This is a genomic window from Streptomyces sp. NPDC057694 (assembly GCF_042799415.1).
Taxonomy (GTDB): Bacteria; Actinomycetota; Actinomycetes; order Streptomycetales; family Streptomycetaceae; genus Streptomyces.
This window is the reverse complement of sequence record NZ_JBHVIX010000039.1, coordinates 14,871-27,301: the sequence shown is the minus strand read 5'-3', so window position 1 is coordinate 27,301 and position 12,431 is coordinate 14,871. Positions and strand designations below refer to the sequence as shown.

Here is a 12,431-nt window from a genome sequence, read left to right as displayed (position 1 = left end):
ATCATTGCCAGCGGACTGTACTTAGCCCGTTGCCGAGATCCGTCACCTCTGCTCCGGCAAGAACAGTCGGGACGGCGCTGAGTCGGTCCGTTCGGAACTGCACTCGGTCCGGGCGCGGGCCCATCGGCAGGCGGCCATACAGGACCAGCGCGTCATCGTCCCCTTCCGCTGTTTCGCCGCCCAGATCGACGAGCAGCGCGACACTGCTGTTCATTTCCCGCTGGATCAGACGCTGGACCGCATCGGTGGCCTGGTCACGCTCGTTCTCGGTCAACCCGCCGAGCATGAAGGTGAGGACCTGGGTGTCCGGCGCCACGTACCTGACATTGCACACCACGTCCGTGTCAGCCGACAGCCAGAACTGCATGCAGAGCGGCCCGAGCGACAGGCCAACAAGCTCCAGAACGCGCCCGACAGGCAGCTTCACCTGTTCCCCCACGACGTCCAACAAGATTCCGCAGCCCAGCGTCGGGTGCTCGAGGGTCAGCCCGGACTGGGCCAAGTGGTTGGCGACCGAGCGGAACTCGGACCCATCCATCCGGCCCTCGCGGTACCAAGACAGATAGGTCTCCAACACCGCTGACACTCCTCGTCGTCATGGCCCGCCACGGGGGGAGAGATGTGACGCCCCATGACAGGGCCACCCTCCGTCAACCAAGCATCCGGCATTCTGAGCCCACGGGTGATCGCTTATCAGACAAGATCCAGGCTGTCCTGGCAGCCACCTGCAGTTCATGCCCAACGAGGACCTGGCCGGGCCGATCATGTGGGGGGCCGGATTGGGGCCTCTTGCCGGGCGTCAACGCCGGCTTCATTCTGGTCAGCGAACCGGCAGTCAGTGTTTCGGGGAGGGGGGGGACATGTGACAACAGGAAGTGGCAGGGCGCAGCGCACGACATGGGCACTGACAGCCTTGGCGTACGGCCTGCTCGGGCTCGGGCTGCTGGGACTGATCGTTGCCACACCGTTCGTGCTCGCCGCTGTGGCTCCGGCGAGCACGGACTGGGGAAAGCTCAGTGACATCAGCCAGACGTACGGGGCCGTGTCCGTCGTGCTCTCGGCCATCGCTCTGGCCGGTGTCGCTCTCTCGCTTCTGTACCAGGTCCGGCAGACGCGCACGAGCAACGAGCAGGCCATCAGGGACAGCCATCTCCAGCTCGCGGCACTCGCGCTGAGCGATCCGAATCTGCTGCAGGCTTGGTCACCGCCCGTTGCACCAGTGACCTTGAAGCGGCATCAGCAGCATCTGATCACGTCTCTCGCTCTCGGAGAGCTGTTGCAGCGCTTCCGCATCGGCCATCTGTCCGTCGAGAAGCTGGCGGTGAAACTCGACGGGCATTTCCGCGGGGAGATCGCGCGGGAACAATGGGAACGCGAAGGGCCGGGATGGCGTCGCACCATGGAGGCTGGCGATCGCCGTGACCGTGTGTTCGTCCGCCTGATGGATGAGACCTACCGGGCGGCTGTGGCGGCGGGGCCAGCGTCCGCTCTTCTGGAGTTTCAAGATACCCCCGACAGGTTCTAATCCTTAAAGGTGACGTGGACGTGGTCGTAGTGGCCGCCTGTGATGGTGTGGACGTTGTTGAGGCCGTGGTCGTACGAGCGGCCCCAGCCCCCCTCGTCCTGGCTGTGGTTGATGCTCCAGATGCGTCCCTGCCAGATGACGTACTGCACGTGGAGGGCGCTGGCGTTCTTACGCAGCCAGGAGGCCAGCGCCCAGCCTTGAGACAGTGCGGTGCCCGAGGCGCGGGTGCCGAGGGCGCCAGGGGTGAAGTCGCAGGCCCGACCCAGGGGATGTTCGCCGCCTTCGGCGCGTGAGCTCTGGCAGCCGATCCCGCCGTGCCAGCGCGGCCACTTCTTGAGGATCTCCTTGTACCCGTGCGCCGTTGCACCCGTCAGGCAACGCCCGCCGGACGGATCCGGGTACAGGCAGTCGGTTGCACCGCCCTGGTAGACGGCCGGGGGGCCGGGAACGGATACGGCGACCGGGACGGGACCGCCGCTTCCGGTGTTGCCGAGGGTGGACCCGGCCTGGTCGTACTGACGGACGTACTGCAGGACCTCGTCGGCGTACCAGCCCGCGTGGTTGTAGCGCAGGGCCGCCTTGCGGAGTTGCGCATCGTCACTGAGGTCGCTGCTGCCTGTGCCGCACAGGTAGACCGCGGCGCCGAGTGTGGCGTCGAAGGCGTTGTGCGGGTCCTTGATGTGGTCGCTGTTGCCGTCCTGGCCGGTGGGTCCGGCCCAGGTGGAGGGCAGGAATTGCAGGGGGCCGACGGCCCGGTCGTAGGAGGTGTCGCCGTCCCATTTGCCGCCGTCGGTGTCGCTGAAGGCGCTGGTGTTGCCGCCGGCGCCGGAGCCGTTGAGGCGGGCCCCGATGATGCGCGGGGTGATCGTGCCGTTGTCGGTGATGTGTCTGCCGGCGGCGTGGTTGGACTCGACTTTCCCGAATCCGGCGAGCACGGACCAGCGCATGCCTTTGCACTTGGGCCGCAGTTTGATGATGCGCGAGGCCGCGTTCGCGTAGGCGGACAACATCACGGGCGGTATCCCTTTGACGGAGTCCGGGGCGCCCTGCGCCCCGGCTCCGGCGGCGTAAGCGGCCTGCTGGTTCTGCTCGTCCTCGTCGGCGGCGATCGCACCGGTGATCGCCATGAAGGCGGTGACACACAACAGGACCGGCATGGCGGCTGCGACGACTCCCAGCGCGAGCCAGCCCTTCTTCGTCATGAGCTCCTCCGGCCAGGCGCGGGCCGTGCAGCACGTGGCCGGGTGCGGGGCGGGGGCTGGTCGGGCGCCGTCTGTGGGCTGACCTGCGGGGAAGGTGCGGGCCGCGAGGTGAGAGCGGCGTCGGTGCCCATCCGGTACAGGCGCTGGCGCAGGGCCTGCTGTTGCGAGGAAGCGGCAGGCTGTCTGGGCATCGGCCGCGGTGAGCGGCGTACCGGACGCGGCGCCGGAGCCCGCACCGGTGCAGCTGGGGGCACGGGTGTCCGGGGCGACATGGGGCGGCCGGGGGAGGTGCGGATGCGGTGCACTGCCGTGCGCGGCTGGGTGCGGGGATGAGGTACGGGCGGCAGGCCGCGGTGCATGCGGATCCGGTTGGACACCCAGCGGCCCCCGATGTTGTTCCAGTACGTCTGCCCGAAGTGGCGGGCTGCGGGCGCCTGCCGGACGAGCGGCTGCGCGATCCTCGAGCGCAGCTGCGCGGCGGAACGCGCGACGTTTGTGGGCACGGCCCTCACACTTGCGTTCGCGGCGCGCACAGCCTGGGGGAGATAGACCGGCGCCCCCGCGCTGTACTTGAGGCCGAACTTCCCCATTCCATAGGCGGCCTTCGCCGATCCCACGACGGCTTTGCCGGCGCCGTTGGCCAGGGCGGCGGTGCCGCGGACGGCCGCCCGGGTGCCCAGGCGCCCGGCGAGCGCGGAGAGCGTGCCTGATCCGCCGGCTGCGGCGCCGCCAGCCGCAGCGCCACCGCTTGCGGCGATCGCTCCGACCATCAGCGCTGTGGTCGCCAGGGTGGAGGCGAGTGAGCGTTTGCGGCCTGCGTTTTGGTCCATGGAGACAGGGGCGCGACCGCCCAGCGGGCTGTTGCCCAGCCGCGAGCGTGCCTGTGTGGCCCAGGCCTTGGAGCGGCGGGTGATGCGCTTGCGGAAGGAGAACGCGGCGATGACGGTGACGTCGACGGCGACGAACTGGGCGGGCAGGCCGCCTTCCCCTGTGAAGTTCGTGTCGAGGACCGCGGTGACGGTCTGCACGGCGATGGCCAGGCCGACGACGAGGGTGATGAGCAGGCCGAGCAGGCGCAGGATGGTGGTGGCCCGTTCCCACATCCAGGCTCGCCCGGCGCCGGGCATGATGCCGGCGGCGAGGGCGACCTTGGCCAGGATGGCCTCGATTCCGAGCCTCACCTCGGTGGACAGATAGGCGCAGGCGGTGACGGTGAGGAGGATTGTCATTAGCAGGGCCGCGATGAAGATGAAGAAGGCGCCGCCGACTTTGTCCCAGCCTGCCTTCTTCGCCTGCGCGGCGTCCTTGACACAGGCCTTCTCGAAGTCGTCGCCGGGGTTGAGGCCGAGCAGGTCGTTGGCGACGTAGTCGACGGCCTTGTTCTGGATGGCGTCCTTGATGTCGCCGACTACGCCGGGAACGATGTCCCACGCGCTCGGCACTTTGTTGATCTTGTCTTTGACGCCGTCGACCTTCTCGTTGAAGAAGGCCTGCTCGACCCGGGACTCGCTGTAGAGGGCGGTGCACTTCTTGTTCGGCAGCTGCTGGTTGTAGGACAGCAGGAAGGCCGGCTTGACGATGAACGCATCCACGACGCCGTCGGTGACCGACTGCGTGAGCTCCTTTGTCTTGTCTTGCGTGAGAGTCGCCGTGCCGGTGAGGGCCTTCTCGTTGCCGGTGGTGATCGCGTAGACGGCGATGCCCAGCTCGCGGACTTTGCCGACCGCGCCGACAGAACCGTCCCTGTCACCGAGCAGCAGCTGCGGCGGGGCGGCCAGCGTGGAGACGGCGAGTGCAGAGATCACGGTGGAGGCGAACAGCTCGCCCCAGCCACGCGAGCTGCGACCGAAGGTGATGTTCCAGAAGGCGACCGCACCGGAGAACGCCATCATCACGCCGGGCAGTCCGAGCTGCACGATCGCATGGCTGTACAGGGAGTTGGAGATCGCCAGGGCGGGCTTGAGGAAGATCCTGGCGAGCGACCACTGCAGCGCCCAGGTGATGACCCAGCAGCCGAAAGCCACCGACCACTTGGTGCCCTCGAACAGGCCCTGGGTCATGGCGGACTGGATCTGCCCGACCGGGTTGGTTACTCCGCCCGCGTCCGATTCTATCCGGTAGGCGGAGACGGGCAGGTCGTTGGTGTCCGTGACCTCGAAGGCGTTGAGGACACCGCCGTCACCGTGCTTGGCCTTGTACTCCTTTACCTTCTTGCGCATCTCACGGCGCAGCTTTTCCTGCTCCGCCTTCTTCTTGTCCTTGGCCGACGGCTCCTTCTTGTCCGAGTCCTTGCCCTTGTCCGCCCCATTCTTCTCTGCGTCGCCCTGGGTGTTCTTCTCGCTGGGGGTGGGGTTGACGGATTCGGGCGGCAGCAGCCCCGGGGCGGTCGGCTCCAGGCCGGGCTCGTAGGTGGGGAAGGATGCGGACGGAGACGGCGTGGGGCCGGGCTCTGACGGCGCGGCATCCACGCGGGGGGCAAGAAGCATCAGCGCGACGCCCGCCGTGATGACGATCAGCAGCCCGCCCGCCAGATGACGGCGCACTCGCGCCGTCGCCACGCGGGGTCCCCGTCGCTCGGTCATGCCGGCACCGCCTCCCCATCCTGTACGGCGGCGCCGCCCTCACTGGTTTCTGCGGTTGGGGTCTGGTCGGGGTCGGAGTGGATGACGTCGCTCAGCGCCGCGTCGAGGGGCATCTGCACGCGCATCGCGCCGATGCGTCCGAACAGGTCGCGCACCAGGCACTCGCCGGAGCGTTGTGCCTGCACCGTCTCGGACTCATGCAGCGGCGACAGGTGGGTGGTGACCATCTCCAGCAGTTCGGTGTCAGCCGGGTCGAGGTCGAGGAAGTCCAGGCCGCGGCGGGCGAGTTCCTTGTTCGTCTGGCGGAACAGATGGCGGCGGGGGATGAGCCCGCGCACGATCCGGCCGGTCTCGGTGTTGGGGCCGATGTCCTCGGGGTCGTGCGAACCGACCAGGACGCCGGCGTTGTGCTTGCGCCCGTCACGCAGCAGCTCCAGGAGCAGGTCCAGGCCCTCCGGAGCCGAGGTCAGCCACCAGCATTCGTCCCACACGACCTGCGCGAACTCGGCCTCGTGACGAGGGTCGAAGGCGATGTGCCGGCAGATCGTCGCGATCAAGTACAGGGCGGCCCGCCCGAACACCTTCTCCGGAGAGAGCCGCTCGAAATGGCCGGGCTCCAGCTCCCATTTCTTGGGCAGGGCCAGCTGGGCGACCGAGAACACGACACTGTCGGCAGCGGTGTCGATGACCGGCAGGCTGTCGTCGAAGATGGTGCGCGCGATGTCCCGCCGGGCGTGCATGTTCAGCTTGCGGGCCAAAGACCGGCAGGCCGCGTCGTCCTGGCGCACCCCGCGCTCCGTCAGGTGCGCCATCAGCGCGCGCATACTCGGCGCCGTACTGCCCAGCACATGGGCCACCGCCTCGGAGAGCACGTCGCCGCTCTCGTCCATGGGCTGGATCCCCAGCAGCATGTGCAGAAAGCTCTCGCACCGCCGCTGCGCCTCGGACAGATCCACCGGCACCTGACCGCGCTGCTGAGTGAACACCCGCAGTGGATCCAGGCTCACGGTGGCACTGCTGTCGGCAGTGATCAGCTCCGTACGCCCAGGACAGGACGTGGCGAAGCGCAGCCACTCCTGCTTCGGCGTGCGGTCCACGATCACGGCGCGCCCGCGACTTCCCGGCACACCCGCCTTGCGGCCCGCGGCCAGCGTCCAGTACACGGCGCATTTCATTGCATAGGACTTGCCGCCACCCAGCTCGCCGAGGAACGCAGCCGACGCCGAGGTCCGCTTCTTTGGCCCGCGGGTGAAGTCCATCAGCACTGGCCGCGCCCCGCCGCCGGTCAACTGCCACCCATACAACGGGCCCCGCTCGTCGCCCAGTTCCGTCGCCGCCCACGGCCCGGCCATGCAGAAGTCCCGGGCGAGCAGGTACTGCGCGTAGGCGGCCATCGCTTGCGGGGTGCGGGCGCCGGGCAGCATCCCGTAGAACAGGTGCTCCTGGTCACCGAGGGGACGGTCCAGGGTGTAGTCGTCGCCGCCGAACTCAGACGTCAGCACCTGCGCACGCTGCTCCACCTCCTGCGCACTGGCGCCCCACACACAGAACGCGACCATCGCGCGGACGTCGACCTCGCCCTTGGACATCGTCAGCCGCTCCCGGTTCTCCGCCAGCGCGTCGGCGGCCCTGCCGATCGAGGCGGGCGCCCCAGCCAGATCATCAGCCCATTCCTCGGGCTGCCCGGCCAGATCACGGGCCTTGCGGCGCGTCTTGGCCTCAGCGTCCGCGCCCGGAGCGACGCTCATCCGCACGACCCAGTCGACGGGAAAGTCGAAGGTGTCCAGCGACGCCAGATACTCCGAGCCGGGAAACCGGAACGCCTCCGGCATCTCCGACAGCGTCAAGAAGGACTGGTAGGAAGCGCCGTACTCGGTGGCCACCTCCAGCCACCTGCGCTGGAAGACCCCCGCGCCGCGCCGCTCGTCCGCATCGGCGAGCCGGCCGTCGACGGCGCCTTCCGTGAGCACCGCCTGGCCGAGCGCGGCCACTGTGCGACCCCGGCTGACCAGAGCGCGCTGGGCATCAGGTGCGGGCAGTAGCGGCTCCAGAGCGCCGCGCCGAGCGGAGTGACCGTAGATCCACAAGATTTCGGCCTCACTAGCAGGGCGGATCGCCACCGTGCCCGGCCATGTCGCAGCCATCCGCGCCGCCTGCCCAAGGCGCCGGCCTTCCTCCTTCCGGCTGATCGCTCCCGGCAACAGGCCCAACTGCAGGGCCACTTCAGCCCTGGCTGCACCTGCCAGGTCGGCGAGACGCTGACGGCGGTCGGCGGCGGGCAGCGGAACGGCGAGCCAGTCGGTGCGCCCGGTCAGCTCCAAGCCCTCCAGGGTGTCCAGGACGCGGTGGGCGACCTGGGTGTAGCGGGCGCTGGCGTTCATGTCGATGTCCTCGGTCATGGCCCGAACCACGGCGCGCGGGTCGACCTGCGGGCACAACGACAGCCACATCGATTCGCCGACCAGCTTCTTCACCAGCGCTTCAAGCGCTTTGAGGCGACGGAGCTTCGCGCCGCGGCTGGCGTGAACCTGGTCGACGCCTTGCACCCGGTACAGCGCCCACACGGTGCCGTGCACGCTCCACACGACGTTCCCGGCGACATGCCGGATCGGCATTTTCACGACTGCGTTCCCTGCCTCGAGGTGGTGCGGTGGGCGGCGAGCTGCGCGAGAGCGCTCGCCGCGGGGGAAGCCGGCCGGCCCGCGGGAGCTGGTGTGGGGGCGCTGGGGCGCCGTGCCGGACGCGGGGGAGGTGCCTGCTGCGGTTCCGCGGTGGTGCTGCGCTGCGGCAGGTGCTCGGTGACAGTGGCGGTGCCCTGCAGGGGGTGGGCGGTGAGGTGGCGCAGCTGACGGCCGTGCAGGTGCGGGCGCTGTCCGCCGGTGAGAAGCCCGGTGGCGCTAGCCATCGCGGAGAAGGGGTTTCGTCCGTCGATGTGCAGACGCCGAACCAGCAGTGAGGCGAGGTAGGGCAGCACCACCAGTGCGGCGAGGTTGAACAGGCCGAAGGTGGCCCACAGGGCGGGCACGGTGAGCAGGAGCAGGACCAGCGCGCCGAAGACGGTGCCTATGGTGATGAACTGCGGCACGGTGTAGGGGCCGCCCCACAGTCGGCGCCCTTCCCACTGGCCGATCATGCTGGGATGCCGACGGGCCTTGGTGTAGCAGCGGCCGATCAGGATGTCCTCGCCGGTGGTGCTCATGCACGCCGCTCGTCCCGGTCAACGGCCGCTGCCGGCCTGGTGAGGGGCATGGAGCGAGCGGCGCTGTCGACGCGTACGACGCCTACCTGCTGGCCGACGGTGTGGTCCTTCTTGAGTTCCTCGGCGGTCTTGTCACTGAGCACGGTCTGGGAGGCGATGACCCCCATGACGATGGCGCCGCCGACTGCGGCGACCCCGGCTTTGAGCATCGATCGGGTCGCAGCCCAGGTCGCGCCGATGCTGCCGACGTAGATGATCCCGAGGACGACGACGGTGATCAGCGTCTTGACGTCCTTGCCCAGACCGGTGAAGTCCTCGATGATTCCGGGCGCGGCCAGCGGAATGGAATGCATGGCAGGTGCTCCTTACTGAGCAGCAGAGGGCGCCGCTGGTGCAGCAGAGACGTCGGGCAGGGTGATGGCGGGGGTGGCATCCAGGCCTGCGACCTCCCACCGGCCGTCGCGGCCGGCGAGAGTGAGCGCATACGACAGCGGGCGGGCGACACCATCGGGGCGGGCGGCCCTGACGTCGACCACCAGGCGTAGCCGCTCCCGCCCCGCGGGAGCACCGATCCGTCCGTCGCCGTCGCTGTCACGGAACTTCGCTTCTACGGCAACCTGGACGACGGACGCCGACCTGTAGGGAGCGGGCCGTACAGGGGAGAGGTGGGTGCCGGGGGAGAGGTAGCGGGCGAGCTGCCCGCTGCCGGCCAGGTAGGCGCCGAAGAACTGGCTCAGCGTGTCCACGGCCGGATCGGATGCCTGTGCCGGCAGCCGGGCACCGTAGGCGAGTTCGGCCTTCGGAGCACTCGCGCCCGGGGCGGTGATCTCAGCGGGCAGTGCGAGCGCGGCCAACGCCCCGCCGCTATGGTCCGCCTCGATGGGGACCTGGAAGAAGCGCTGGCGGATCCCCTCCTGCCCGGCGCCAGTGCCGTTGCTCCCTTCCTCCTCCTTCTTTGCGGTGGGTTCCAGGACGCGGACGGCGACGGTCACCGACCAGTACCGGCCCGGCGCGACCTCCTTCACCCGGACCGCGGCGATCTGTCCGACTTGGACGGCGTCGGCCTTGCCGTCCAGCTCCAGATCCGCAGCGCGCGGGTAGAACGCGCCGAGCTCGTTCTGGGATCCGTCGCCAGCACGCAGGAACGCGGCCACGTACATCTCCGCGAACCCGCCCGGGCCGGCCGAGTCACTGCCTGTGCTCTGCACCGTCGGAGCCGGCTGCGCGTCGGCGGCGGGCTGTGACACGAGCGCCCAACCACCCAACACCGGACCCGCGATCAGCAGTCCCCAGGCCAGACGCCGCAAAGTGTTTGTGGCCACCGCCACCGACCCGGTCGACGGCGATGTCCACCAGCCGCCCTGCTCCCGAAGCTCCTCAGGCTGCGCACCGTCGTCGTCTGCGTCGCGGGCATGCCCTGCGTGGCGGCGCTTCACGACGCCGCCCCGTTCCACACCCGCATCTGCCGCTCGCGCTCCGCCGCGTCCAGCTGTGTGAAGCGGTCGAATGCCTCGCGCACCGGCCCGGCCTGCGCCACATACTCACTCGCGAGACGCGCGGTGTCTTCCGTAAAAGGAAGCGTCTCCAGCCGAGCGATCAGCTGCCTGATCCGGTGCCGCGCCGAAGCCAGCAGATCCAGATCCGCGCGGCCGACCGGCCCGGGGACGGTGTGAGCCGTGTGCCTCATCCCCATGGTTTCCTCCCTCAACTCCCGTTGGGGACGGCTGTCGCCGCCGTTCACACCCCTAAGGAGGCGCCGGCCGCCAAACGTGACCGACGGCGGCGCACCAATTTCCACACTGCGCATCAGGCCGCGCGCATCCACTCGACGGCCACCGGCCGCAGCCACCGGATCGCCCGCGACCGGCGCTTGCGCGCAGCCGGCGTCGCCGCACCGACCCGCCCCTCCTCCGCGCGCACCAGGTCCACGACCGCGCGGGCGTGCTCCAGCGGCAGGCACCCACGGTCAACACCCCACCCCAGCAGCGCCACCAGCTCAGCCTCAGAACTATCGGCGGCCCCCGTGACATCGCCGATGCGATGAGCGCGGCCACGCTCGATCAGCAGAGCGTGCGCCACCCTGTCGGCGACGTCGCCCGCCGTACTGGTCACGTCTCCCAGATCGTCGAGCCGGACATCGCGGGCCTCATCGCCGCCGAGCTCCCGGCTCGCGTGATGCAGGGTTTCCAGCAGTAGCGTTGACGCGACCTTGGACTTCCGGTGCAGCGGAAACGCCCGGGCGACCATGTACAGGCAGCCGACAACGACCTGGGCGACATCGTCGAACTCACGGGCCGGGGTGAGCAGCGACTGAGTCAGGCGCACCATGCCCGGCACCATCGCCTGCACCACCACCCGCGCGGCCAGCTGCGCCTGCTCGCCCCCACCGGCCGCACGTTCCAGCAGGGCACGCAGCCACCGGTCACCGACGCCGGCACCGCGCTGCTGGCAGAACGAGACGAGCTCACGCAGACCGCGTGGCAGCTCTGCAGCCTCAGCGACATCGGCTTGCACAGCCCAGTCGCGCACGACAGCCGACGCAGCCGCATCGGCGCACACCAGCGCCCACTCCGCGTCCAGACCTGCGAACACCCGCTGCGTTGTGGCTCCCACGACACGACCCCTTTCAAGTACGTGTCGTGGACTCTCCTCATCGCCACTGCCCCGCCGAGTACCCCAACCACCCGTCCGCGCAGGTCAGCGACTTGCCCAAAGAATGGCCCGCTCCCGAGGGCAGTGACCCGCACCTCTCCGGATCGCCGAGAGGCCTCCAGCGGCGGTGATCTACGTCGCTGTGGCTACGCCTGCAGCGACGTCCACCCACAAGGCACCCATGTCGTGCCGTACGCAACGGCCCTGCCGAGCCATCGAAGAGCGCGCACAAGCGAGTGGATGCCGTGGAATGGAGGCGGGTGGAACTGCGTCTGATGCTGCGCCTTGGAGGAAATTCCACCCGTTCCACCCCTGCGCAACGAGCGTGGCCGCGCCATTCCACATCTGGTCACACCGGCTGCTCGGACCCGTTGCGATCAGTGCCCTGGAGTACCCCAGGCAGTGACCCACGTTGGAAAACTGCAGTTCCAGGCGTTCCACCCCGCGTACAGAGCAACCAGCCAGCGGCTGTCGATGTGGCCCCCCGGGGAGGCGTCCTCAAAATGGCCAGCCTGACGGAGCGTGCAGCCGCCGACCTCGTCGTAGCTGGTGACAATCTCGGCGGCGCGGTCCACGATGCGCGCCCACTGAAGTCGCGTCACACCGGTACAAGTACCCATCGGGCTATGCCCTGTCCGGCGGATCATTTCGGGCTGGTGCAGGGCACGGCTGGTACGGCTGAGTCGTCGTGGGCCGCAGCGGTCACGCGAACGAGGGCCACCGGTCGGCGGTCCACTCCCGCCAGTCGACCCACCTGGGCGGCGGGCTGGCGACTCTGGGGCTTTCCAACTCCGCCGCGTCGGGCTCCTCGAAATGCGCGCGCCCGTGCATGATGTTGGCCTCGGACATCGGCAGTGTCTCTTCGGGGGTGGTCGCCCAGCGGTGGGCGATACGGGCGCGTTGGGTCTCCTCGTCCACCGGCAGGTAGATCATGCGGAAGCATGCCTCCTCGGCCTCCACGAGCCAGCGGATCGCAGAGCGTTCGTCCCGTGACCAGCAGCCGTAGTCCACGACGACGTTGGTGCCCAGTCTGACCGCCTCCAGGGCGAGCCAGAGCATGCGCCCCTCCAGCACGTCGCGCTTCCCGTCGGCCTCCGCCTCGCCGAACAGGGGGATCATCCAGTCGTCGGGCGTCAGACGCAGCGCGCCGTGCTCCACGGCGAGCTGTCGGGCCCGCGTGGTCTTTCCGGCCCCTGGCAGGCCGACCATCAGGAACAACGAGGTCACACCCAGATCGTGGCAGTGAGGCCGATCAATCAGCCACCGATTTT

Annotated in this window: 11 protein-coding genes; 1 reads left to right on the top strand and 10 read right to left on the bottom strand. The window is 69.1% G+C overall.

The genetic code is table 11. From position 1 onward, the window contains the following. Position 1: 1 nt before the first annotated feature. Positions 2 to 577 (bottom strand): hypothetical protein, encoded by a 576-nt coding sequence (locus ACFVDP_RS41630; RefSeq protein ID WP_383502345.1) that lies wholly within the window; start codon positions 575 to 577, stop codon positions 2 to 4. A gap of 336 nt (positions 578 to 913) precedes the next feature. On the opposite strand from ACFVDP_RS41630, the gene ACFVDP_RS41625 reads away from it, so the two are divergent. Then, the gene (locus ACFVDP_RS41625; RefSeq protein ID WP_383502342.1) at positions 914 to 1,525 is read left to right on the top strand and encodes a DUF6082 family protein; all 612 of its coding nucleotides are present in this window, start codon (positions 914 to 916) and stop codon (positions 1,523 to 1,525) included. Here ACFVDP_RS41625 and ACFVDP_RS41620 read toward each other — a convergent pair. The 9 genes from ACFVDP_RS41620 to ACFVDP_RS41580 all read right to left on the bottom strand — a co-directional run bounded on the left by ACFVDP_RS41620 (position 1,522) and on the right by ACFVDP_RS41580 (position 12,387). Then, on the bottom strand, positions 1,522 to 2,727 hold the full coding sequence (locus ACFVDP_RS41620; protein ID WP_383502339.1) for a glycoside hydrolase: 1,206 nt from the start codon (positions 2,725 to 2,727) through the stop codon (positions 1,522 to 1,524). The two genes, ACFVDP_RS41625 and ACFVDP_RS41620, sit on opposite strands and share 4 nt — an antisense overlap. Further along, a complete protein-coding gene (locus ACFVDP_RS41615) occupies positions 2,724 to 5,309 on the bottom strand; it encodes a hypothetical protein (protein WP_383502336.1) in 2,586 nt (861 codons plus the stop codon). Before ACFVDP_RS41615 ends, ACFVDP_RS41620 begins: the two co-directional genes overlap by 4 nt. Beyond that, positions 5,306 to 7,930 (bottom strand): ATP-binding protein, encoded by a 2,625-nt coding sequence (locus ACFVDP_RS41610; RefSeq protein ID WP_383502332.1) that lies wholly within the window; start codon positions 7,928 to 7,930, stop codon positions 5,306 to 5,308. The genes ACFVDP_RS41615 and ACFVDP_RS41610 overlap by 4 nt, the downstream gene beginning before the upstream one ends. Further along, positions 7,927 to 8,508 (bottom strand): phage holin family protein, encoded by a 582-nt coding sequence (locus tag ACFVDP_RS41605; RefSeq protein WP_383502329.1) that lies wholly within the window; start codon positions 8,506 to 8,508, stop codon positions 7,927 to 7,929. Before ACFVDP_RS41605 ends, ACFVDP_RS41610 begins: the two co-directional genes overlap by 4 nt. Beyond that, positions 8,505 to 8,861, bottom strand: coding sequence for a hypothetical protein (locus ACFVDP_RS41600; protein ID WP_383502326.1), 357 nt, complete (start codon positions 8,859 to 8,861; stop codon positions 8,505 to 8,507). The genes ACFVDP_RS41605 and ACFVDP_RS41600 overlap by 4 nt, the downstream gene beginning before the upstream one ends. A 12-nt stretch (positions 8,862 to 8,873) precedes the next feature. Beyond that, positions 8,874 to 9,830, bottom strand: coding sequence for a conjugal transfer protein (locus ACFVDP_RS41595; protein WP_383502323.1), 957 nt, complete (start codon positions 9,828 to 9,830; stop codon positions 8,874 to 8,876). A 110-nt stretch (positions 9,831 to 9,940) separates the two neighbouring features. Next, on the bottom strand, positions 9,941 to 10,201 hold the full coding sequence (locus ACFVDP_RS41590; RefSeq protein WP_383502320.1) for a hypothetical protein: 261 nt from the start codon (positions 10,199 to 10,201) through the stop codon (positions 9,941 to 9,943). A gap of 113 nt (positions 10,202 to 10,314) precedes the next feature. After that, positions 10,315 to 11,121, bottom strand: a complete 807-nt coding sequence (locus ACFVDP_RS41585) for a hypothetical protein (protein WP_383502317.1) — start codon at positions 11,119 to 11,121, stop codon at positions 10,315 to 10,317. Between the two features lie 741 nt (positions 11,122 to 11,862). After that, on the bottom strand, positions 11,863 to 12,387 hold the full coding sequence (locus ACFVDP_RS41580) for an AAA family ATPase (protein WP_383502314.1): 525 nt from the start codon (positions 12,385 to 12,387) through the stop codon (positions 11,863 to 11,865). Positions 12,388 to 12,431: the final 44 nt, after the last annotated feature.